This window comes from Priestia sp. HNGD-A6 (genome assembly GCF_045784335.1).
Taxonomy (GTDB): domain Bacteria; phylum Bacillota; class Bacilli; order Bacillales; family Bacillaceae_H; genus Priestia; species Priestia zanthoxyli.
In genome coordinates, this window is record NZ_CP138622.1 from 1 (window position 1) to 21,932 (window position 21,932).

The 21,932-nt window shown below is 32.2% G+C and carries 23 protein-coding genes; 11 read left to right on the forward strand and 12 right to left on the reverse strand.

Annotation, left to right across the window (positions count from 1 at the left end; genetic code table 11):
• Positions 1-645 carry a hypothetical protein gene (locus SCI76_RS26570; RefSeq protein WP_071277272.1) on the forward strand — a complete coding sequence of 215 codons (645 nt, stop codon included), beginning with the start codon at positions 1-3 and terminating at the stop codon, positions 643-645.
• Positions 646-668: 23 nt separating this feature from the next.
• On the opposite strand, the gene SCI76_RS26575 is transcribed toward SCI76_RS26570, so the two are convergent.
• From SCI76_RS26575 to SCI76_RS26605, 7 genes are all read right to left on the reverse strand, one after another.
• The gene (locus tag SCI76_RS26575) at positions 669-953 is read right to left on the reverse strand and encodes an AbrB/MazE/SpoVT family DNA-binding domain-containing protein (protein WP_155017619.1); all 285 of its coding nucleotides are present in this window, start codon (positions 951-953) and stop codon (positions 669-671) included.
• Between the two features lie 100 nt (positions 954-1,053).
• Complete coding sequence (locus SCI76_RS26580) at positions 1,054-1,266, reverse strand: hypothetical protein (RefSeq protein WP_155017618.1); 213 nt, start codon at positions 1,264-1,266, stop codon at positions 1,054-1,056.
• Positions 1,267-1,744: 478 nt separating this feature from the next.
• A complete protein-coding gene (locus SCI76_RS26585; protein ID WP_155017617.1) occupies positions 1,745-2,227 on the reverse strand; it encodes a hypothetical protein in 483 nt (160 codons plus the stop codon).
• Between the two features lie 27 nt (positions 2,228-2,254).
• Positions 2,255-2,440, reverse strand: a complete 186-nt coding sequence (locus tag SCI76_RS26590) for a hypothetical protein (protein ID WP_322745148.1) — start codon at positions 2,438-2,440, stop codon at positions 2,255-2,257.
• A gap of 64 nt (positions 2,441-2,504) precedes the next feature.
• Entirely contained in the window at positions 2,505-2,654 is a 150-nt protein-coding gene (locus SCI76_RS26595; RefSeq protein ID WP_170960180.1) for a hypothetical protein, read from the reverse strand.
• Between the two features lie 51 nt (positions 2,655-2,705).
• Positions 2,706-3,011: a YolD-like family protein gene (locus tag SCI76_RS26600; protein ID WP_155017616.1), complete on the reverse strand. Its 306-nt coding sequence runs from the start codon at positions 3,009-3,011 to the stop codon at positions 2,706-2,708.
• 202 nt (positions 3,012-3,213) lie between these two features.
• Complete coding sequence (locus SCI76_RS26605) at positions 3,214-4,116, reverse strand: AraC family transcriptional regulator (RefSeq protein WP_155017615.1); 903 nt, start codon at positions 4,114-4,116, stop codon at positions 3,214-3,216.
• 244 nt (positions 4,117-4,360) lie between these two features.
• Here SCI76_RS26605 and SCI76_RS26610 point away from each other — a divergent pair, with 244 nt between their 5' ends.
• Both SCI76_RS26610 and SCI76_RS26615 read left to right on the forward strand, forming a co-directional pair.
• Complete coding sequence (locus SCI76_RS26610) at positions 4,361-5,116, forward strand: carboxymuconolactone decarboxylase family protein (protein ID WP_155017614.1); 756 nt, start codon at positions 4,361-4,363, stop codon at positions 5,114-5,116.
• A gap of 82 nt (positions 5,117-5,198) precedes the next feature.
• Positions 5,199-6,179 carry an aldo/keto reductase gene (locus tag SCI76_RS26615; protein WP_155017613.1) on the forward strand — a complete coding sequence of 327 codons (981 nt, stop codon included), beginning with the start codon at positions 5,199-5,201 and terminating at the stop codon, positions 6,177-6,179.
• Positions 6,180-6,352: 173 nt separating this feature from the next.
• Here the strand turns inward: SCI76_RS26615 and SCI76_RS26620 are convergent, their stop codons facing one another.
• On the reverse strand, positions 6,353-7,618 hold the full coding sequence (locus tag SCI76_RS26620) for a Y-family DNA polymerase (protein WP_407545264.1): 1,266 nt from the start codon (positions 7,616-7,618) through the stop codon (positions 6,353-6,355).
• Between the two features lie 502 nt (positions 7,619-8,120).
• On the opposite strand from SCI76_RS26620, the gene SCI76_RS26625 reads away from it, so the two are divergent.
• From SCI76_RS26625 to SCI76_RS26655, 7 genes are all read left to right on the forward strand, one after another.
• Entirely contained in the window at positions 8,121-11,198 is a 3,078-nt protein-coding gene (locus tag SCI76_RS26625; RefSeq protein WP_407545265.1) for an NACHT domain-containing protein, read from the forward strand.
• Between the two features lie 399 nt (positions 11,199-11,597).
• Entirely contained in the window at positions 11,598-13,388 is a 1,791-nt protein-coding gene (locus SCI76_RS26630; protein ID WP_407545266.1) for an ATP-dependent nuclease, read from the forward strand.
• Positions 13,360-14,979 (forward strand): UvrD-helicase domain-containing protein, encoded by a 1,620-nt coding sequence (locus SCI76_RS26635; protein ID WP_407545267.1) that lies wholly within the window; start codon positions 13,360-13,362, stop codon positions 14,977-14,979. The genes SCI76_RS26630 and SCI76_RS26635 overlap by 29 nt, the downstream gene beginning before the upstream one ends.
• A 797-nt stretch (positions 14,980-15,776) precedes the next feature.
• A complete protein-coding gene (locus SCI76_RS26640) occupies positions 15,777-16,007 on the forward strand; it encodes a hypothetical protein (protein WP_074895535.1) in 231 nt (76 codons plus the stop codon).
• Positions 16,008-16,085: 78 nt separating this feature from the next.
• Positions 16,086-17,405 (forward strand): hemolysin family protein, encoded by a 1,320-nt coding sequence (locus SCI76_RS26645; protein ID WP_099331479.1) that lies wholly within the window; start codon positions 16,086-16,088, stop codon positions 17,403-17,405.
• 392 nt (positions 17,406-17,797) lie between these two features.
• A complete protein-coding gene (locus SCI76_RS26650; protein WP_226556483.1) occupies positions 17,798-18,421 on the forward strand; it encodes a hypothetical protein in 624 nt (207 codons plus the stop codon).
• Positions 18,408-18,785: a hypothetical protein gene (locus SCI76_RS26655; RefSeq protein WP_048018855.1), complete on the forward strand. Its 378-nt coding sequence runs from the start codon at positions 18,408-18,410 to the stop codon at positions 18,783-18,785. The genes SCI76_RS26650 and SCI76_RS26655 overlap by 14 nt, the downstream gene beginning before the upstream one ends.
• Before the next feature lie 99 nt (positions 18,786-18,884).
• On the opposite strand, the gene SCI76_RS26660 is transcribed toward SCI76_RS26655, so the two are convergent.
• Positions 18,885-19,364, reverse strand: a complete 480-nt coding sequence (locus SCI76_RS26660) for an Imm26 family immunity protein (protein WP_407545318.1) — start codon at positions 19,362-19,364, stop codon at positions 18,885-18,887.
• A gap of 556 nt (positions 19,365-19,920) precedes the next feature.
• Between SCI76_RS26660 and SCI76_RS26665 the strand changes: the two genes are divergently transcribed.
• Positions 19,921-20,142 (forward strand): hypothetical protein, encoded by a 222-nt coding sequence (locus SCI76_RS26665; protein ID WP_048018852.1) that lies wholly within the window; start codon positions 19,921-19,923, stop codon positions 20,140-20,142.
• Positions 20,143-20,213: 71 nt separating this feature from the next.
• On the opposite strand, the gene SCI76_RS26670 is transcribed toward SCI76_RS26665, so the two are convergent.
• The 3 genes from SCI76_RS26670 to SCI76_RS26680 form a co-directional block, all read right to left on the reverse strand.
• Complete coding sequence (locus SCI76_RS26670; RefSeq protein WP_407545268.1) at positions 20,214-20,837, reverse strand: suppressor of fused domain protein; 624 nt, start codon at positions 20,835-20,837, stop codon at positions 20,214-20,216.
• Positions 20,838-20,963: 126 nt separating this feature from the next.
• A complete protein-coding gene (locus tag SCI76_RS26675) occupies positions 20,964-21,443 on the reverse strand; it encodes a hypothetical protein (protein WP_407545319.1) in 480 nt (159 codons plus the stop codon).
• Positions 21,444-21,553: 110 nt separating this feature from the next.
• Positions 21,554-21,889, reverse strand: a complete 336-nt coding sequence (locus SCI76_RS26680) for a hypothetical protein (protein ID WP_407545269.1) — start codon at positions 21,887-21,889, stop codon at positions 21,554-21,556.
• Between the last annotated feature and the right edge of the window lie 43 nt (positions 21,890-21,932).

A 21,932-nucleotide genomic window follows, 5' to 3' on the forward strand; every position in this document is an offset into this window, starting at 1 on the left:
GTGAGAGTAGAAGAGAAGAAAAGAAAAATTCGAAGTGACAAAAAACGAGATGTAAAACCATCACTTCCAATTGATCTTAAAGAATGTGTTTATCGATTGTCTTATATTACAAATACACCTGTAAAAAATGTAATTGAATCAATTTGTATATCAGGCCTTGCTTCTTCAAAAGTAATGGACTACCTATCAAATTATTTTAGAAGAGGATTTAGCTTTGGCAGCACTGTATATATGGGAGATATGTCCAAAGAGCCAATTAGACATCTATACAAGAATATTGAGAAGGAGCGTGTCTCTACGCGCTTAAAAGATGGACATGGAGAAACGTATGATATTCTAAAACGCTTAGCTTATGCTTTAGATTGCTCTCCAGCATTAGCAGCATCTTTCTTAATTGAAGCGAGTATAAGGAACTCTGATTTTGTTGATGAATACATGACTCGGCATTTAGAAGAAGAATTGGATCAGGGAAGAGTAAAGGAGTTAAAAGAGGTGTTAAAATTCATCAATAAAAATAACCCTTATAAAGAAGAGTACAGTTTACACAATTTAATTTCTTATATTATGGATGAATTAAAAGTAGGAGCAACTAGCTTAGGGTCTTCTGTACAAAACTGGTTAGAAAGTATACAGAATAAAAAATAGGTCGACTTAAAAAACCTTTGAATTTACGATTCAAAGGTTTTTTGCTTGTCTTTTATTTCGTTAAATAAAATTTTTGCGCCTAACGGACTGATAACCATGTTATTTGCATACCTACGGTTCTCAGGTGTTACCTCACCCGTAACCACACATTTATCATATTCTTTATATTTTTTTATTTCTATATGATCATCTTCCAATAAAATTTCTACAGAATCGTCTTTACCTATATTCAGTTCTTTTCTTAGTTCAATGGGAATTACTATACGACCCACTGCATCTATCTTTCTCAACGTACTTAGTCCCTTCATGCTGACTCTCCTTTTATATGCTCATAAGTACAACTTTCATATTATACTATAAATGTATAAATTGACCAATGATAAATTTACAAACTAGGAGAATACATTTTTAGAACTTTGTCTTAGGTTGCTCTTGTACGTAAGTACACGTACGCGCATGCTCACGTGAAAAGAAATGGTCTTGTTTATGATAAACTTTCACTCCACAAGAGGGACAAGCAAAGAAACCCACTTTAGGACCTTGAGTCACTTCGTGTGCATAAAACTCACCAGCTGTTTGAAACATCACTACATGGTTCGCTTTCTCAATCTTTGCTCTCATAAATTCATCCCCCACCTTATTTTGAGTTTATTACCATAATAAGGGTTAAAGGGGGGATTGTAAAAGAAAATGTATAGGTGCACACCTATATCTACAGAAAAAGGCAGCATTCTCATGCCATTCACGCATAAGAATGCTGCTTCTTCTCCATCTATTTCTTTTAATAGAAGGTAAATCACGGGAAGAATATAAAAAAAGACTCCCGTACAGCAGTCCTTTTTGTGATTACTTTCAATTATGTATGCTTAAATGAGGTGTTCCTTAAAGATCATATAATGCATTAAAAGCTAGTTTTTTCTTCTTCACATAACGGGATGCATAATCGTTTGCATCTCGTTTTTTTACATATATGCGCGGTATATTTTTTTATTTGTATGCAAAGATTCAATTAAGGTGAAATTGATTTGTTTCATTTGCTCTTCTGTTAAAAAGAGGTTGACGTACTTCTAGTTGTTTGTGAATGACATGATTTTGCATCTCAATCCCTGTGATTTTGTAGGCGTATCAGCAAATGGTTGAGTCTATCTGTATCTTTTTTAAAACACTTAAAAATACGAAGCATTACATGATAATTTTCTCCACCTCTAGAGGCTACCAGTTGATGTTCTTTCAATTCTTTCTCCACTTCATGTTCAAGCACTGCCACAACATCTAATTCATCTACCTCGTTTAATGCAACTCTGCAAGCAAGTAATGCGATGCAATAGTGATAACCAATGCTATCGTAGGCACGAAAGCAACTGTCGCCAAGCAACTTCAGCTCGTACGGTTGTATAGTATTAATCACAACTTCTGTTATCTCTTTAGAATCAGCAAATGGTGCCATACGTAAACAATGTTTGCGATTGAGTGGGGTAGTAGCAAATGATTTTATTTTTCGTATCAATTTCTTTAACAGCTCTTGATTTTCATTGCTTAGAGAGCTTTTTTTAGTTTCTAATATATCAACTATGTGTTCCATACTCATACTCCTTATAGCTCTTTATGATTAGATACTCTTCTTCATCCCACACTGGCGACATTCACGTAAGAAAACGCCACCTTTTACGGAACTTTTGAAGTAAGCTGAATTGCAATTATCACATCGGCCACTAATTTTATCCGGAAATGCAGCATAGTCATACACTTTATCAAAATCGATTTCTTGCTCCTTTATTTCTTCCAGGTTGATCACTCTTTTCTATTTGGCTTTTATTAGACTACCACAATTAGACCTATGTAAGAGGTGTATGTTAAAATTACTCTGGTTTTTCCACTAGTTGCATCTGAAAAATTTGTGTTTCTTGAATACCTGCTCTTTGGAGTTCCTCTTTAAATGATTCACCTTCTTTTAATTTAATGATTCTCTTTGAACCGTCACGTAACGTGTAGACTCTAAAATTGTACATGAATGTACCTCCACCCAAATAAATGATTCTTGTACACGATTTCTTTAGGAACTACGCAAAGCGAACATCGATGAGCTCGCTTAACCTCATTTTATTCTTCAACTCAAATACGTCATCAATGAAAATAAATAAATCCCCCAGAGAATCAACAAACTGAATGAATCCTGTTTCTGTTATGCATTGTCCTTTCTTATAATAGGTAAGGTGCACTTGTTTATTTGTATGTAAGGCTTCAATTAAAGTGAAATTCATCTGTTCCATTAAAACTGGTTGAGTTACTTCTGCTTGCTTATTTATCATTTCCTTTAATCCTATGTATTGCTCTGGCATAGTGGCGAATGGACGCCATTTTTTCATTTTATCAATACATGCTTTTAAAAAAGCTTTTGTTTTAATGGTTTTTATCAATGTAGCTATGTCTATATCGATAATCGTTTTTTGTAATCCTTACTCCATTAAAGCACCAGATTGTTGAAAATCTTACGATTACTATTTCTTACTGAACTAAAGCACCTTTTACTTTAGGTACAACCTTTCACAACCTAAAATCCTTCTTCATTTAAACGTAGTTTTCTCTCATTCGGTTTATATCTACTCTGGGTGGAAAGCCAAACATTCGGGAATATTCTCGACTGAATTGCGATTGACTTTCGTATCCCACCTTGAATGCGACATGAGCTATATCTGTTGACTCTGCTAATAACAAGCGCCTCGCTTCCTGCAATCTCAGTTGTTTTTGAAACTGAATGGGACTCATTGCCGTTACCTCTTTAAAATGTCGGTGTAGCGATGAAACACTCATATTCGCTATTTCAGCAAGCTCTTCAATACGAAAAGACTCTTCATAATTATTGATGATATGATCTATAACCTCTCTTATTCTAGAGGCATTGCTACCTTCTAATGCCATTTGTTCAAGCGCTTCGCCATGTGGACCTTGCAAAATCCAATAAAGAATTTCTTTTTTAAATAATGGAGCAAGAACAGGGATATGTTTTGGAGTGTCTAGCAAAGATGCTAACCTTACTACTGCGTCCAACAAAGATGGCTCTATTTTGCTAACATACATAGCTCGTTTTGCGTTCTTTCCCTGCCCAGTTTTAATATCTGTGCTATTTAAAACCTCTAAAACCTGGCTAGAGGTAAATTCAAGTTTGAAGGCTAAATATGGGGACTCGGCTGAGGCTTTGATGACTTGACCTGTAACTGGTAAGTCAACTGATGCCACAATATAATGACCAGGACCGTATAAAAAGCGTTCCTCTCCCAATAATACCTCCTTCTCTCCTTGGAGGATAATGCAAAAAGATGGCTCGTTAACTCTAGAAATGGGTTCAGTAATAATGGATTCACGGATGAGAAATAAAGATGGAATAATGGTAGGGTGAACACCGTCCTGCTTCGAAAGGCGTTCAATGAGTTTAGCAAGTTCATGTTGCTGTTTATAGGGTTTGTTAGACATAACTTATTCTCCTTTTCTTTATTTTCGGTTCATTATACCTGATAGTTATAGATTTAGTAAGGGAGTTTGAGAGGATTAGGCAAGAACTTGATAATAATAGGTTAAGGCTTTTTTGATATTTATGACATAATTAAAAACGTTAAGAAAAAAACGATTTAAAAGAAGTTCACGACCAATCAATTGTAATAAAAGTAGCTAATATAAATGTGAGCTTATGCAAATTTTTCTATCAGGAGGCTTGTTTATGAATCGTATCGAAAAGAGCAAAGAAAAATTCAAACAGCTATTTGGTGAAGGAGTACCTAGTACACATGCCACTGATCCTGATTTCCAGGACATTCTGAGCCATTTTATTTTTGGTGAAGTTTTTTATCAAGGTAATCTGGATGACAAACAGCGTGAGTTAATCACCTTGGTGGTTCTTGCTACTAACCAGACGTTACCTCAATTAAAAGCACATGTTAGTGCAGCATTGAATGTTGGGCTAACACCTGTAGAAATCAAAGAGGCGGTTTACCAATGTGCTCCGTATATTGGATTTCCGAAAACGTTAAATGCTATCAATGAAGTTAATGAGGTATTCAAAGCAAAGAATATCGCTTTACCGATGGAAAGCCAAAAGACGGTAGATGAAGATAATCGCTTTCAAAAGGGTCTTGCAACTCAAGTAGAGATTTTTGGAGATGTCATAAAAAAAATGCAGGAGAGTGCTCCATCAAATCAAAAGCATATGCAGGAATATCTTTCTGCTTTTTGCTTTGGAGATTTCTATACTCGTGACGGACTCGATTTGAAAACACGAGAGCTATTAACGCTCTGTATTATAAGTGCGTTAGGCGGTGCTGAAGGTCAAGTGAAAGCACATGTGCAGGGTAACATAAATGTGGGCAATGATAAGGAAACATTAATCACTGCTATCACTCACTGTCTACCATATGTGGGCTTTCCGAGAACACTTAACACATTAGCATGTATCAATGAAATTATTTCTGAAAATTAAGAAATCTTTCTGAAAAAAATTCTTACCGTTAAGTTTTTTTAAAAAAAGTGTATGACTCATTAGAAAAGTAGGGGGAAATTAAATGAAATATGTAAAACTTGGTAATACAGGCTTAGATGTATCTCGACTTTGTCTTGGATGTATGGGTTTTGGAGACGCCAACAAATGGCTTCACCAATGGGTACTTAATGAAGAGGACTCCCGCCTTGTTATAAAAAAAGCCCTGGACTTAGGGATTAATTTTTTTGATACAGCAAATGTATACTCACTGGGTACAAGTGAGAAATATCTTGGACGAGCTCTTAAGGATTATGCTAATCGTGATGAAGTTGTCATAGCAACTAAAGTACACGGACAAATGCATAAAGGTCCAAACGGCTCTGGTCTTTCCCGAAAAGCAATAATGAGTGAAATCGATAAAAGTCTTAAGAGACTAGAAACTGATTATGTAGATCTTTATATCATCCATCGGTGGGATTATGATACCCCTATTGAGGAAACGATGGAAGCATTACATGACGTAGTGAAAGCTGGAAAAGCAAGATACATTGGTGCTTCTGCCATGTACGCTTGGCAGTTCCAAAAGGCATTACACGTGGCTGAAAAAAATGGTTGGACTAAGTTTGTGTCCATGCAGAACCATTTAAATCTAATATACCGTGAAGAGGAACGAGAAATGTTACCTCTTTGTAAGGAAGAGAAAATTGGTATCACTCCATATAGCCCTCTTGCATCAGGAAGATTAACACGTGACTGGTCAGTAACAACACATCGTTCCGAGACAGATCAAGTCCAAAAATCTAAATACGATGCGACTGCGGATGCAGATCGATTGGTTGTAGAACGAGTAGCATCTATTGCAGAAAAACATGGTATTCCTCGTACACACATTGCACTTGCCTGGTTACTACAGAAAGAACCAGTAACAGCTCCTATAATTGGTGCTACGAAAACATCACATCTTGAAAATGCAGTAGGTTCTTTATCGGTTAAGCTAACACCTGAAGAAATTGCGTTTCTTGAAGAGCCATATGTACCACATCCAATAGTTGGTCATAACTAAATGTTTTGCTGATAAATAGGAGGAAATCCAATCTTCTGTAATGGTAAGGTTGGGTTTTTCCTTACTTTAACCTTTAATTCCGTCTCCTAATATTTATTTCTATGAATACTATAGATACTGCATATTTTTATTATTGTTTCTTTCATTCCTCTATGTTCCATCTTTTTTCCTGCTTAAGCTTTATGGCCACCCATAAGGTAATTTCGGTAACGAGCTGTCGAATGAGGAAGGTGACTAGATGCACGTAGTACGCTATTCTTTCCATAACGTAACCGAATGTCATCAATCGTTTTGGCAAGAGCATAGGCTCTTTCACGCTGATTGATATCCTCAAATAAGCTCATTTGCTCTTCTTCTTGAATGCTAGTGTTTGATAAGGAGATACCGATGGAGCGAATCGGCATGCCACTATCATAGATATGTAAAATGGTTAAACAGTAGGGAAAGATATCTTCGCTTAAGTTCGAAGCTCTCCCCATTTTCTTTTGTCTGGAGAAGCCTCCACCTGTTTGTTTGCTGTAGCCAATGGATAAATGGATCGTTTGAGCCACCACTTGATGCATCCGTAAGCGAAAGCACACATCATCTAACAGCTCTAACAGCAATAACTCCACTTCTTTTCGGTTTGTATAATCACGGAATAGAATTTGACTCTTTCCAAAGGAACGAGAGCTAGTAATGTACACATCAGAAATGCGACTGTAATCAATGCCATTCGCATGTTGGTGCAACTCTTCGCCTAGTATGCCAAATTCCTTTTGTAACATCTCTTTTGAAGAAAGAGCGAGTTCCTTTATGGAGTGAATGCCCAAACGATTTAAGCGCCTTTCCGTAGCAGACGAGATTCCCCAGAAATCCTTCATCGGATGAATGGACCACAACTTAAAGGGAATATCCTCATATCGCCAATACGCAACTCCTGTTGGGCTATTCTTTGCCTCATGATCTAAGCTCACCTTCGCCAGTAAGAGATTGGGACCGATACCTGCGGTAGCTGTCAGCCGTGTCTTGCGATAAATCTCGTTGATGATTTTATGGGCCAGTTCTTCTGGTGTTTGAGCGAATAAATGTAACGAAGCTGTTGCATCAATAAATAACTCATCAATGCTATACGCATGAAAGTCTTCTGGAGCCACATACTGTAACACCAAACTTGAAATATAGTTTGAAGCCTTAATATATCTCTCCATAGATGGATTCACCACATGGATATCTTTCCTTTTAGGAATGTCGAAAAGACGACTTCCTGTTTTGATCCCTTCTTTCTTCAATAAAGGTGTGGCAGCCAGCACAACCGATCCTGACCTTTTGATATCTCCTACCACCGCAAGCCTTGTTTTCAACGGATTTAACCCCCGTATGACAGAGGAAACCGATGCAAAAAAAGATTTCATGTCGATACAAATAATGATTCTGTTTGGTAGCTGCCCATCATCCATTAAAAGAACTCCTTAAATTAAAGAACGTGTGTTCTGTATATTATATGCGAACACACGTTCTTTAATCAATAAAAACTCTAAAGTTTTCCCGATTATTGTTACTTATAGCTTTTAATATAGGGTGATTAAAATGAAATAAATTCTTTTGATTAAGTTTGTAGTTTTTATAACTTTTATTGAAGAAAAATTCGTGTGGAGGAAAGCAAATCATAGAGCTTAAATATTATCATTAGCAGAAAATAGTTTTAATTCATTAACTTTTGTGAAGTTTTTAGCAGAATTATGAGAGATAGCGTGAATATAATCTACTATCTTTAATATTTATTCCTAATTTATACCCTGGTAACCTTCTACCAATGTCACGCATACAATCATATATATATGGTATAATATAACTAGATTAATGTAATAGATAGGTAGTTGAACAACTATTTAGATGGGGTTTATGTAAGGATTGTTCACTTAAATAATTAAGCAATATAATACAACAGGAGTGGATGGATTGTTAAAAGTAGATACTAAAGAAATAATAAATGAAATAAAAGAAATTACTAAAATAAAAAAATATCAAATGCAAGGAGTCTATCCTCTGCAAGATTTGGATCATAGGGCTTTTGAATTGCTACTCTACCAGCTTGCAGATCAGTTTAAGAGTCAGGGTTCTTTTTTAAGTTTAAATTATGATAATTGTGGATTAATGGCGGGTACTCGTGAAAAAGGAAGAGATATTGTGTTATCCGAAAACTCATCTGTTGTAGGAGTAATACAATGTAAAAGGTATCAAAAAAATCTAACGAAGAAACAGTTATTCAAAGAAATAATTAAATTCTTATGTCATTACATAGAAGATAAATCACTTATTCCTGATATAAATAAGTTTACCTATGCGTTTGCAGTAGCGAAAGGTTTTTCTAATGATGCAATAGATTTTATACATAACAGGAAGACTATACTTAATGAAAATCTAGAAGATTATATCAAAAATTGTCTTGAAGAAAATAAAACGATTAAAATCAAAATGACAAGTTCTTTAAAACAAGAGATAAGTAAGCTTCTAATGTTGCTTAATATTAAACTTTTACTCCCAACTGATATAACTAATCTGATAAGTCAAAAAGGTGTTGTCCGTGATCAGTTTTTTGAAATTGAAAAGGTAATTGATCGTAAAACATTTGAAGAAATTATACATGGGGAAAATTTAAATGTAGAAAAGTTTTTTGCTGACTATGGTAAGGCAATCATTAACAATCATTCTAGGATAAATTTTTTCGGTTTGGCTTTACCAAGGAAACCCAGAGAAGTACAATTATACTCTTTATTTGTAGAACCCAAATTAAAAATAAGAAATGATATTGAGAAACAATCGTTCTTTAATAAGGAAATAGAGAGTATATACCTTGAAAACAATCATGAGCTGTTTCATATTTGGCAAGCTAAAAAATTAATAGTATCAAAAAGAATGATAAAGCAACATAACAAAATACCTGTAGAAAAGTTCGAGAAAGCTATATTAGAGTTAGCAGCCAGAATCAACAACGTTTCTACTGGCACAATTGATACTCCTGGAGAACCATATAGAAGTATATCTTTTAGGGAATTATTTAATGATGTTGGCAAAAAAAATATGGTGATTTTAGGTAAGCCCGGGGCAGGTAAATCCTCTCTGATTAAATACACTCTGTGCAAGTTCATTGATAAAGATGACCGTATATTTGAAAACACTGAAATATATGAGAAAATTCCTTTCAGAATTGAATTAAATAAGTACAATAAAGCAAAAATGCAACATTCTTATGGTCTCATAGAGTATCTTGCCAATACTTTAGAAAGAGATTATCAGCTACATTACGTTAGTAAAAAATCTTTGATTGACTTATTTAATAAGTATAAAACAATTATATTCTTCGATGGTCTAGATGAAATTCTAGACGTTCACGAGAGAATTGAAGTTAGAAACGATATAGAGAATTTCTTAGCGAATAATATTAATGTATTTGGGTTAGTGACAAGTAGATACGAGTCGTACGAAGAGGTATATTTTAAAAAATCGAACTTCAAAGTATTGGAAGTATCTGACTTCAGTAATAGTCAAATTAATGCCTATGTTAATAAATGGTACTCTTTAGAAGAGGATGAAGAAGCTCAGAGAAAAAAAGAAATAAAAGAATTTTTAGAAGAGCTAAAAAAAATTGAAGATGAGCTAAAGACAAATCCTCTACTTTTAACGTTAATTCTTATTCTATATAGAAATGAACTTGAGTTGCCTACTTCAAAGCTCGAACTATATGAAAGTTGCACCAAAACCTTAGTAGAAACCCGTGATATTAAAGAGAAAAAAATGAATTTGGCTTTACAAATTTCGAATAAAATTGCTACTTTTTCTTCTTTAGGCTATTGGCAATATACTAATATGGACTCTAATCATCAAAATATCACCTATGAGCTTTCTCAAAAACACATTAAGGATTATTTAATTAAAAAAGGCGAGTTTGAATTTGAAGATGAGGCTTATGAAGCAGCAGATGAGTTTTTAGAATTTGCAAAAGTTAGATCTATCTATGTGGAAAATGCATTTACTCATAAAACTTTTCTTGAATATTTTACTGCTAACTATATATACACCAATACGCATGCTAAATCTAATTTTTTTGAAAGAGACAATATAATATCTAAGTATATGGGGAAATCTTCTTGGAAAGTAGTATTAGAACTTTTAATATGTAGAATTGATAAAGAACAATCAGATTTTGAGGTTATTGATTCCATTGTTTTTAAACATTTAAATGAACCTAAAGGATTAATCTTCTTCTTGCAAATTTTAAAGTATTTAAGAAATGTTAGTCCTAAAATGATTGAGGAAATTTTCAAGAAGGCTCTCAGTTACCTTATTCTTAATTATGAAACTGTTCCATTTAACGAGGTTAAGCAGATAAATTATTACTTAATTAATTTATTTAAAATAGAAAGATTTATTAAGAAAAAGAATTCAGTACTTGAACAAACGCTAGAAGAATTAAAAGAAGAAGAAGATTACAAGTATTATTATTTATTTATTCTAGAAAACGGAATTTCATTTGATTTTCTAAATAATAAAAATAAACTTAATGAGATTGTAGATAAAGACCCTTTACTCTTTATATTGTTTAATTCTCATGGTCTCCTAACAGAAGAAGAATATTATAAACTTATGAAAATATTTTTGAGCAAATTCGGAAATTATAACACATTAAAAACGTATAAACCTAGTTTTGGCAATACTATTTTTAATGGCCAGCAAGATTTTAACTGGATACTTACTGGGTTATTATCGCAAAAAAAATACGGTAGTTTCATTAAAAATGTTAATAACTTATTAAATGTAGGTATTAGCTATAAGCAGATAAAGAAGGCTATATATAATCATTCAGGTGAAATAGCAATTAGTCAGGTTGAGTTAGAAAGTTTTTTGAAACAAAAAAACAGTGAGCCTATAAGACAAATTATTCTAAACTGTTTAAGGCATTACTATAATGTTAATATTAACGACAAAAAATTAAACTCTCATCCTTTTTATAAGGGAGTAGTAAAGAAGCAAGATTAACTATTATAAATAGTTGATAACGACTTTAGGTTAGAACAACTCATTGGTAAAATTAGAGATGATATTTAAAAGAAGTAAGATAGAGATGAAGGAATTAGATTATTTAAAATCCCTTCAAATTTTCATCAAAATAAGAAGTTATAATAAAGAAGGTACAAAGCTCTATACTTTGTACCCTCTTTACTTTCTAAAGCTTTATTAATTAAATCATTTAAACAATTAAAATATCATAAATGAATTTAAAATGCCTATTATTCTAATAAGATGAATAGTACAATAATCACACTTTAAATGGTAACATTTATATTATACGGGCATAAATTCAAGAAATGAAAAAATAATAAGAAGCAAATTAAATCCATTATATGGAAATCAACATAAAGGAGATTACTTTAATTTATGAAAATAGAGTGGATAAGAATCAAAGGATTTAGAAATTTTGATGATGAGACAATTAATTTTGCAAATCAAACTTTAGTCATCGGAGCAAACGATGTAGGAAAAACTAATTTAATATATGCTTTACGCCTCCTGTTTGACCGCAGTTTAAGCGATAGGGATTTAGACTTGCTTAATAGTGATTATAACGTGTATACAAACGTAGATTCTATTGAAGTTACAGTAAAGCTTGTTGACGTGAGAGAAGATTGTTTAATAACTGTATTTAAGGGTGATTTGAATAAAGAAACAGTATATATTCAATATAAAAATTCAAAAAATGGCGAGTACAGTATCCTTTCAGGTGCCTCAGAGGAAGAATTAGAGGTGAAGAATTCACGCTTTTACATTAAACGATTAAATATGGAGTATGTGAATACAAACCGTAATTTAGATTCCTTTATGAAACGAGAAAAAAATCAAATTCTTGAGGATGCAAAATTACAATTAACGAAACAACAAACATACGCGGATGAGAAATCTATACTTAAAATTAAAAGAGGTTTAGGAGTTGTAAACAAAAGAGTTGACCGTTTAAATTATATTCAGCAATCCTTAAGTAAAGTAAATAATGAGTTAAGTTCACTCGCTATACATAATGAAAAACAAGAATTAAGCTTTAAAAATGCTAATTCAGACGCTACAAGAATGTTAGATAACCTTGATCTAAGCTATAATACCCAAGATGGCCCCTTAACTCTAGGTGGGGATGGGAGAAATAACCAAATATTCTTAGCGACATGGATTTCTAAGCAAAAAAATATAAAGTCTTTAGAAAAAGTAACATTCTATGCAATAGAAGAGCCAGAGGCACACTTACATCCCCAGCAACAACGAAAACTTTCTAGTTATTTGTTAGAGAAATTTGAAGAACAAGTTTTTATAACCACGCATTCTCCGCATATTGCATCAGAGTTTAAACCAGATAGAATTGTTAAATTATATACTAAAAAGAAATCTACCAAGGCAGCAAAAGGTGGATGTAGTGAAGAAATAAAGATTGAATTTGATGACTTTGGTTATAGATTAGATGCAATTACATCAGACATATTTTTCGTTAATGCAGTATTTTTAGTAGAAGGCCCTTCGGAAAAATTATTTTATACTGCATTAGCTAAACAATTAAATATTGATTTAGATAGATTGAACGTGTCAATCATATCTGTAAATGGTGTCGGATTTAAGCCCTATATAAAGATTTGCTTAGCATTGGATATTCCTTTTGTACTGAGAACAGATAATGATATTTTTAACAAAACAAAAAAAATTAATGATACAGATGTTGAATTATCTTTTCAAGGCGGTATATCTCGTGTTATGGGAATATATAAAGAACTTTTACAAATAGAGGAAAATGGAGAATTGATTACGTATTGGAAAGAACATGAATTAGATAATGAATGGTTAAAGACCGTAAATCGTCCGCAGACTGCTATCAATCTCGCAAACCATATTATTCGGGAAGTTGAAAAAAACAATATATATTTATCAAAAGTAGATCTTGAAAATGATTTAGTTAACAGTAATTTATTTAGCTCTCTGAAGAAATTCTATAAGACCAGAGCAATCAAAAGCACCGTAGACAAGATGCAAAAAGCAAAAGCAGAGAATATGCTTAATTTTTTAAAAGTACATTTTGATGATTTGAAATGTTTAATAGATGATAAAATTTCAGAGCCACTTCAACGAATCGAAAAATTATCTAAAAAGGTTGTTAATGGAAATGAAGAAAATGAATCATTTTTCTTATGAACAAAAGGAAATAATAGATGTACAAGGAAATTTAGTTATAACAGCTAAACCGGGTAGTGGCAAAACTTATACCATTGTAGAAAAGGTAAGTAATATATCTAAAATTTTATTAAGTTATCAAGGTGTTATAGCTATTTCGTTTACAAGAAAAGCTAGCCAAGAGTTGGAGTTACGATATAAAAGGAAAAATACAGAAAACGTTAATCATTTTTTTGGCACTATAGATAAATTTTATATTTCTGAAATTATTATACCTTTTTCGAAGCGTTTATTTCCTAAAGGATATCCTTTAGAAGTTAAAGATTCGATAGATGATTATCCTAAATATAAAGATTTAAAAAACATAAAAGAGAATAGAACTGATAAAAAGCTGTTGGAATTATTGAAGGAATCACTACGAGAAGGATTAATATTCTTAGAAATTAGTGGGGAAACAGCATTATTTATATTAAGCGAGGTACCACAGTGTTTAATATACCTTAAAGCGAGATATACTCATATTTTTATTGATGAATACCAAGATTGTGGTGAAATTCAACATGAAATATTCTTAAAGTTAGTTAATGAAGGAATTACGGGAATAGCTGTTGGGGATTTAGATCAAGCTATTTATGCATTTAGTAATAGACACTCTAAGTATTTATTATCCCTAATAGCTGATGGTAAATTTACTCATCTAGAAATTACTCGTAATTATAGGTGTCATAGATCAATTTCAGATTATTCCTTAGAACTCTTGGGAGGTTTAGGAAGGCACAAGGTAGAAGATAAAAGAGTATTTAAGGTTAACGTGACTGGAACAGATGAACAGGTTATTTATGCTATTGAAAAAAATCTAGAGGGAATTAAGGCAAGGTTTGATTTAAATAAAAATAGCGATTTTGCAATACTGTGTCGTGGAAACAATACAGCTAGAAGAGCTTCTGAATTTTTAACAATTAATAATAAATTGTTCGTAGATACGCCATTAGATAGAATTAATGGTAATTGGGCAATCTTATTGAACGATATATTAAACTCCTATTATTTATATAAGTTTAGTAAAACCACTATTCTTGATTTTGTTAGCAAGTATATAAATGAGGAATTGTATTATAGAGATTTTCGAGAAGGACTAGAATTAGTGAACAATTTATTCACTTTAGATGATAGTCAATTAGAAGCAAATATAGAAGAATTTATTAAGATAGCTCATCTAATCTACCCTGAACAAAAAGATGAGAGAATTTTACAGATACTTAAAGAGATTTTGAAAGATAAAGAAAAATTATATAGCTTCAGACCTGCTACAGAAAATGAAATAAATATTATGACGCTACATAAGTCAAAAGGATTAGAATTTAAGTGTGTATTTTTAATGGATTTATACAAGTGGATATTACCTCCTGAAGGGGAATGGGTATCTGAAGAAGAATATGTGCAAGCATTAAATTTACATTATGTTGGGGTTACAAGAGCGATTGAAGCTTGTTATATTATGCAGGGAACTAAAAGGTATAATGAATCCCGAAACAGATATTTTGATGCTATTGAGTCCCCCTTTTTATCTAGATATAATACACCGAATTTACGTGAAGAACTTAACTGGTAATGGGTATAAGTATAGGTACAAACATGAATTTTACAATCAGGATAATAATTCAATTTTATCAATTACCTTTAAGTATTTCTTATGACCTTAAAATTATTAATGTAAGAAATAAATACCAACTAATGTAATGACTAAAGAGTTATTAAAGTCTTCTCTTTATAAAAAAAAGAGGAGACTCTTCATTTTATATACACTACCTAACCATAGGAATTAGTTTTAGAACTTGTTTTTATGCAGAGTCATTTTTGATGAGCTTCCTATATATAATATAGGTTGTACATTTAGCTTACTTCCATGTAACTTAGCTAACTTGTAAAACATTGTCTTTTTACGATTGGAGTCTTTCCCCCCTTTGTTTTTTAATAAAGATATTACAAGGAGAAACACTAATTTCTTGCATGGATTGGAGCTTAAGAACCTCATTTTAATCTCAACTGTTCACACGTATGCATTCAAATTTCTTTCCTTCTTAGCTCCATCAAAAAAACGTTCGTAAAAGTGTATGAATTCCAGAGGACGTTCGTGATTTATTATCAAACTTAAACGAACAATCAAAAAGATAAATTCCTTATGAAAAAGAAAGGTTCGTAAAAGTATACGTTTACGAACTTTTCTTTTTTTAATACGAAAAACATGGTAAATTAATTCGGATAATAATATACCGAAATTAACAATAAATCATAAAAGTCATCCAGAATATCCCTTATGTTAAGTTTGATGTTATATAATTGGAATATATGAAAATATATGGAACTTTTATATATGTGAATCGTATAAGCATATAGGAGGGGATTTGGATGTTTGGTTTATTTGGAAAAAAGAAAATTGTCATTGATTTTGAAGAGAGATACTACAACCTAACTGATTTAAAAAAAGCTGTCGTAAAACATTTTCAAAACAAAGGAACGACCTGTGAAGTTATTGATACTCATACCTTATTAGTTGATCATCAGAAGTATACGTTATCTGAAAAGACGATAAGCATGGGTGGTGTTCCTTTACAACGAGTTATTTTAAAAGAAGCATAGATAGCTAGATGTTTCTACATAATGTATTTGTCATTAAATCTATTGGAGGTGTAAATCTTACTTAGGTAAGATAACTAATTGGACATAATTAACTTGTTATTGGTAGCAGTATTAATTGGATTGACTGGTTTCTTTGTAGCCACAGAATTCGCGATTGTAAAAGTACGAAGCTCTAAGATTGATCAACTTGTAGCTGAAGGTAAAAAGGGTGCTGTGTCTGCGAAAAAGGTCATTACGCACTTAGACGAATATTTATCTGCTTGTCAACTAGGTATTACAGTAACAGCGATGGGGCTAGGTGTTCTTGGTGAACCTACGGTAGAAAGGTTGCTAAGTCCTGTTTTTATGAAGTTTGATTTAAACGAGTCCATTACGCACCTTTTATCGTTTGGTATTGCCTTTATTGTGATGACCTATCTTCATGTTGTGGTAGGTGAATTAGCACCTAAGACATTTTCAATACAGAAAGCAGAAGCTGTCACGTTGTTATTTTCAGCACCCATCATCTGGTTTTATAAAATCATGTATCCGTTTATCTGGATTTTAAATGGTTCTGCACGAATATTGGTTGGAATGTTTGGGTTAAAACCTGCTTCAGAGCACGAATTGGCCCATTCAGAAGAGGAACTTCGTCTCCTGCTAGCTGAGAGCTATAAGAGTGGTGCTATTAATCAGAGTGAGCTAAAGTACGTAAACAATATTTTTGAATTTGATGAACGTCTGGCGAAAGAAATCATGATTCCACGAACTGAGATGATAACAATCTCTGAACATGACACGATTGGTGCATTTTTAGAAATGGCTGCATTGGAGCAGTATACTCGTTACCCAGTAACAACCGATGGAGATAAAGATCAAATCATAGGGATGGTAAATATAAAAGAAATCTTAAGCGATGTTGCATTTGATGACACCTTACGAAACCAACTCATTAGCTGTTACGTTAAACCCGTGATTCAAGTCATTGAATCGTACTCTATCAATAAGCTATTAAGAAAGATGCAAAAGGAACGTATCCACATAGCAATCTTACTGGATGAATATGGAGGGACAGCTGGTTTAGTAACCGTTGAAGATATTTTAGAAGAAATCGTAGGAGAAATCCATGACGAATTTGATTCTGATGAAGTACTCGATAGGCAAAAAATTGGTGAACATCACTATGTTTTTAATGGGAAAGTATTAGTAAGAGACGTAAATACACTAATGGGAACGAACATTGAAACTAATGAGGTCGATACGATAGGTGGATGGATCTTATCTCAGAAAATAGACGTTAAGTTAAATGAAGTCCTTGTGTATAATGATTTTGAGTTTATTGTGAGAGAACTTGATGGGCGAAATATTCAAACCATCGAGGTAGCAAATAAACAGCATTCTTTGAGCTTAGCTAAATAGTAAATAAAAAGCAACCTCATATCCCATGTCATTGGAAAGAGGTTGCTTTTTGTCATTCATACTCGTTGAAGAATGCATAGCACCGCAAGTGAATAATATCATATATTTACCACTAATTCTATATTTTTCTTTATTTTTATATGAATAAAGCGTGCACTTTTTATACATCCTCCTCCCACTTAGGTATCGAGTAAATGCCGTCATATCAAGGATGTATAAAAAGCTGCATAATCCATAAATATGAGAAGCGAACGAGCCCTTGTGTATCAAGGACTCGTTTTTTACGTGTCTTCCGGAAAGAGTGTTTATGTAAACTAACTTTGTATATAATATACAATTAACCGTAGATATGTTTAATTATATATATCTTTGATTTTCTAGGAGGGTTTAGATTGATAAATAAAGCTTTATCTAATGCTTACGAAACTGGTTCTTTTTATGAAGGTAATATGGATTTTAGAGAATCGATTTTTAATTTAGAGCCAAAATTAGTAGAAGTCGAGGATTTTGAAGCTTTGAGGTACTTATATTTTAAAGTAAAGGACATTTCTTTACGTCATAAATTACTCTTGGTATTACGAGATATTTATAACTCCCAACTTAGCGAGTTTTTTCGGAAGGCTTATAAGAAAGAGCGAAGTTTAAAAATGAAATTGATAGCTGTACGTGGCTTAGTGAAATATGTTGAAGAGCATGAAATAAGTAAAATTATGAGTCATTTCATGAAAATCTTGATAAAGAGACCTGAACATACTCCTTACAATTATAAGGAATATGAATATTTGCGTTCACCGAGTGGATTACCTTACCTAATTAAGGAATATGGTTATAACTGCTTTCATCAAGTGTTAGAACAAGTAGAAAAACAGTATGATGCTATGCCCTTCCAATTTAAGAATCATTATACGTATGATGCAAATGATAATATTGTCGAACTACGAACTCCTGATGAGATGGATCAGATGATTGAAGAATTCTTTAACAAACAGTTAGGAGATAACTATGAAATACTTTGAACAAGCAAAAAAAATATGGACTAAACATGTTCCTCAAAATGGGCAATCCGATATTGTAGAGGGTGAATTAATTAGAGCAATTGAAAAACTACGATGGGAAGCTCAAAGTAATGGTAATGCAAATTGGGATGAAGGCTTTGAAATGTTGGCCTCATATATTTTAGAAATATTAAATGACAACGAGGTATTTAAACCAGATGCATTATTAGAAATCAAATCTGATGTAAATACTTTACTTACTTCTGAGTATGAGCCTTATTTAGAAGATGACTTGTATGATCGTTTGGCAGATCGTGTTATAGAATGGCATCTTGCAAAGAATGGACCTATTAAAAGAGCAATAAATCCAAATCTTTATAGGTAATAAATGAAGAAAGGAAAGAGAGGAGTTATTTACAATTCCTCTCTTCCTTGTTCCTAGAATGTTGATTACGGTAACTTGATTTATATATAATATTCGTGTTTATTTTTTAACAAACATATCTTCGGCCCTAAATTTGATGACGCCGTAACCCCATGTAGAAAAAGTACTATACAGTTGATGTTCTTGTCTTGTTACAGGCCGAATTTCTGTGTATCCTTTTTGCAACATACAATTATCTGCAAAGGCTTCCTGCGATCTAAAATAAGCTACCTCTAAATTGTCTAATTCTAAATCCCTATAACCAGAAATCATGCCATCTAAGGCTGTTTCTTGTATCATTTTAATATGTCCATCACCTTGTTTAAGTATGATTCGTCCTTTCAAATCCTCACTAGTAGGTGGTTCATCTCCTACCCAATCCATTAAACCAGCGATAAAGTTTTTTGTATATTCAGGACTAGTTTCTAATACTCTGCCACAAGCAAATCTTCCGTTACTTAAAGGGATGGACCAAAATTGACCAGGTATGAGATATCTATTTGATTTTGGATAAAATGGATATGAGATTTTCTTCACTATTTATATGTCCTCCTCGAATGAAACTCAATGCTTTTTAGCATTGAGTTTAGCAGATAATTTTAATCATTTCTTCCGATAAGGTGCATTACGTTAATTAACAATCTATTGGATAAATGTGTTAAATTTAATAATATTGGGGGGATATACTTGATTTATTTAGTTTGCACAATTATAGGTTCAATAATTGTTATCTTCAACATTGTTAAAGATAGAAATTTTATATGGTTATGTATGTTTATACCTATGTTGATAGACATTCTTATAGGAAAGATTCATTTTTTAAATTTTATAACCAATGGTTACAGGACTGCTATTCTATTAATCCTTTATATCGGAATATATTTCACTTTGTTTTTATATGACATTAATAAAATAAATCCTGAAGAACAACCTGACAATTAAAGTATACTTTAATTGTCAGGTTGTTCTTAGTATTAATAAGCCGTTTTATGGTAACTAAGATTGTATGTGTTATAGATAAAAAAGACTCTAATCGTTTAATATTTGTTATTATTAATAAGGTTTTTAATTAATTTAATAGAATGAAGGAAGACAGATGATATATCTTATTTCAGCAGCATTAATTATTTTAGGAAGTGTAATCATAATTTTTTTTATTTCTTTAACAAATGATAAAGAGAACAGCGAAAAGATGGATAAAAAGCAAGGTCTATTTTTCTTTCTTTTAGATTTCACTACTACAATTTTAGGTATGGGTAATGTTCTTTTACCAATAGGACTAATCTTTTTAGGTATCTTACTCCTTATTTATCATTAATTTTTCACTACCTATAATACCGGTTATGTTAACTAATTTTGTATGGAGTATTCATAGATTACGTTTAGTGCTTACAACGTTGATTCACGTTCAGAATTACATAAAATCGCTGGATCAATATCTTTTTCAATCCATAAGTCCAATAGTTTTGTAAAGTCTTGCTTGTCTTTTATAAAGTTCTTTTCTTCTTGATGAATAGGCAATAGCCAAAATAGTTCAATACGTTTTTTATCAAAAATATCTAGTAGATAGGCTGTATTTTCTGTCTCCATTATAGGAGGGCATATCAAAAGACTATTCATTTTAAAAGATGAATGTGTTTCAGAGTTAGAAATAGTTTGTCCGTAATCCAAAGATGTATGGTTATAGAAAGGGTATTTAGAGAGACCAACCAATAATTCTATAATTTCTTGATTTGATTTTTTATTAAGCCAAATTAATTCAGATCTCAGACCATTGAGCATTTTCTGTTTAGACATGCCAATTGTAATGTATGTCCACACAGGTCTGTCGTTCTGTGGTGAAAATTCTATAATAAATAAACTATCTTTATCATTGGATACTTGAAAGTTTTCTATCTCTTCAAGCACGGATTCTTGCCACTGACACTTGTATATACGAGAAGGAGTTCCGAAAGAGTCACAATAAGTACTATAAATCTCTGTGTTTTTTAATTTCTTAAGTCTATGCAGCAAGTTATTCTCTCCCTATCTGTCTTAAATACTCTTATATTTATTATAAGATTACTTTAAGATAAGAAAAATTTCATTATTTCCTATAATTTTGATTACGGTAACTCGATTTATATATAATATTCGTGTTTATTTTTTAACAAACATATCTTCGGCTCTAAATTTGATGACGCCGTAACCCCATGTAGAAAAAGTACTATACAGTTGATGTTCTTGTCTTGTTATAGGTCGAATTTCTGTGTATCCTTTTTGCAACATACAATTATCTGCAAAGGCTTCCTGTGATCTAAAATAAGCTACCTCTAAATTGTCTAATTCTAAATCTCTGTAACCAGAAATCATGCCATCTAAGGCTGTTTCTTGTATCATTTTAATATGTCCATCACCTTGTTTAAGTATGATTCGTCCTTTCAAATCCTCACTAGTAGGTGGTTCATCTCCTACCCAATCCATTAAACCAGCGATAAAGTTTTTTGTATATTCAGGACTAGTTTCTAATACTCTGCCACAAGCAAATCTTCCGTCACTTAAAGGAATGGGCCAAAATTGACCGGGCATGAGATATCTATTTGATTTTGGATAAAATGGATATGAAATTTTCTTCACTATTCGGATGTCCTCCTCGAATGATACTAAATGCTCTTTAGCATTTAGTTTAGCAGATAACTTTAATCATTTCTTTCTATAAGGAGTGATTATGTTAACTGACTTTTTATATCTTATTCATCTAAATAAATGTTCATCATTTCTACGCCCTTTAATATATAGTTACAGCCTTCAGCCGTTTTTGAAGCCAAAAACTCATTGATTGGGTCACCATAGTATTGCCATTTATCAGAGATCGTCTCTAATAATTGAGTTAGTTCGTTAAGACTTAAATCTTTTTTCACGATTAAATTTAGTTCTACAACATACATATCATCAAATTTCCAGTAACGCTCTAATTTTTCCACGTTAGCTTTAACTACTATTTGGTTTATCTTTTCTAAACAAATCTTTAAATTTATTTTAGCTTCAGTTTTATTTTTTGCTGTAACATATAAACGTACAAACAATATTAATACCTCCTATAAAAAGGTTTCTATATAGTTCTAGGAT

Bases quoted from the DNA above. Each gene is read 5' to 3' on its own strand.
- SCI76_RS26635 (WP_407545267.1), top strand. From the start codon at position 13,360: ATGAAGAAAATGAATCATTTTTCTTATGAACAAAAGGAAATAATAGAT.
- SCI76_RS26575 (WP_155017619.1), bottom strand. From the start codon at position 953: ATGAAGGGACTAAGTACGTTGAGAAAGATAGATGCAGTGGGTCGTATA.
- SCI76_RS26630 (WP_407545266.1), top strand. From the start codon at position 11,598: ATGAAAATAGAGTGGATAAGAATCAAAGGATTTAGAAATTTTGATGAT.
- SCI76_RS26605 (WP_155017615.1), bottom strand. From the start codon at position 4,116: ATGTCTAACAAACCCTATAAACAGCAACATGAACTTGCTAAACTCATT.
- SCI76_RS26585 (WP_155017617.1), bottom strand. From the start codon at position 2,227: ATGGAACACATAGTTGATATATTAGAAACTAAAAAAAGCTCTCTAAGC.
- SCI76_RS26615 (WP_155017613.1), top strand. From the start codon at position 5,199: ATGAAATATGTAAAACTTGGTAATACAGGCTTAGATGTATCTCGACTT.
- SCI76_RS26600 (WP_155017616.1), bottom strand. From the start codon at position 3,011: ATGAAAAAATGGCGTCCATTCGCCACTATGCCAGAGCAATACATAGGA.
- SCI76_RS26595 (WP_170960180.1), bottom strand. From the start codon at position 2,654: ATGTACAATTTTAGAGTCTACACGTTACGTGACGGTTCAAAGAGAATC.
- SCI76_RS26620 (WP_407545264.1), bottom strand. From the start codon at position 7,618: ATGGATGATGGGCAGCTACCAAACAGAATCATTATTTGTATCGACATG.
- SCI76_RS26610 (WP_155017614.1), top strand. From the start codon at position 4,361: ATGAATCGTATCGAAAAGAGCAAAGAAAAATTCAAACAGCTATTTGGT.
- SCI76_RS26640 (WP_074895535.1), top strand. From the start codon at position 15,777: ATGTTTGGTTTATTTGGAAAAAAGAAAATTGTCATTGATTTTGAAGAG.
- SCI76_RS26665 (WP_048018852.1), top strand. From the start codon at position 19,921: ATGATATATCTTATTTCAGCAGCATTAATTATTTTAGGAAGTGTAATC.
- SCI76_RS26580 (WP_155017618.1), bottom strand. From the start codon at position 1,266: ATGAGAGCAAAGATTGAGAAAGCGAACCATGTAGTGATGTTTCAAACA.
- SCI76_RS26655 (WP_048018855.1), top strand. From the start codon at position 18,408: ATGAAATACTTTGAACAAGCAAAAAAAATATGGACTAAACATGTTCCT.